We start from the raw sequence: 843 nt of genomic DNA, 5'->3' as shown, positions 1-843 counted from the left end.
CCCCTTCGCTGTCTGGAACTGCCATGGAAGAATTTCACAAGGTTCGCCGGCTTCCGCCTTACGTGTTCGAGCAGGTCAACCGGCTCAAGGCCAGCGCCCGATCGCGTGGCGCCGACATCATCGACCTCGGCATGGGCAATCCGGACCTGCCGACGCCCAAGGCTATCGTCGACAAATTGTGCGAGGTCGTGCGCGACCCGCGCACGCATCGCTATTCCTCGTCGCGCGGCATTCCGGGCCTGCGCCGCGCCCAGGCCGCCTACTATGGCAGGCGCTTCGGCGTGAAGCTCAACCCCGACACGCAAGTGGTGGCCACGCTCGGTTCGAAGGAAGGCTTCGCCAACATGGCGCAGGCGATCACCGCGCCCGGCGACGTGATCCTGTGCCCGAACCCGACCTATCCGATCCATGCCTTCGGCTTTATCATGTCGGGCGGCGTCATCCGCTCGCTGCAGGTGGAGCCGGACGACGGTTTCATTCCGGCGCTCGAGCGCGGTGTCAAGCATTCGATCCCGAAGCCGCTGGCGCTGATCCTCAACTATCCGTCGAACCCGACAGCGCTGGTCGCCTCGCTCGATTTCTACAAGGATGTGGTCGCCTTCGCCAAGAAGAACGACATCATCATCCTGTCCGACCTTGCCTATTCGGAGATCTATTTCGACGGCAATCCGCCGCCTTCGGTGCTGCAGGTGCCTGGCGCGATCGACGTTTGCGTCGAATTCACCTCCATGTCGAAGACCTTCTCCATGCCCGGTTGGCGCATGGGCTTTGCCGTCGGCAACGAGCGGCTGATCTCGGCGCTGACGCGGGTGAAGTCCTACCTCGATTACGGCGCCTTCACGC

The 843-nt window shown here is 63.2% G+C and carries 1 protein-coding gene; it reads left to right on the top strand.

Going from position 1 to position 843, the window contains the following annotated elements; genetic code table 11:
• Positions 1 to 23: 23 nt before the first annotated feature.
• Positions 24 to 843 (top strand): aminotransferase class I/II-fold pyridoxal phosphate-dependent enzyme (locus EN969_RS33365; RefSeq protein ID WP_127419871.1); only part of this gene is annotated, 820 nt, incomplete at its 3' end.

Source organism: Mesorhizobium sp. M7A.F.Ca.CA.003.01.2.1, assembly GCF_003998945.1.
Classification (GTDB): Bacteria; Pseudomonadota; Alphaproteobacteria; order Rhizobiales; family Rhizobiaceae; genus Mesorhizobium; species Mesorhizobium ciceri.
The sequence above is the reverse complement of the archived record's forward strand: the minus strand, read 5'-3'. Positions and strand labels throughout refer to the sequence as shown.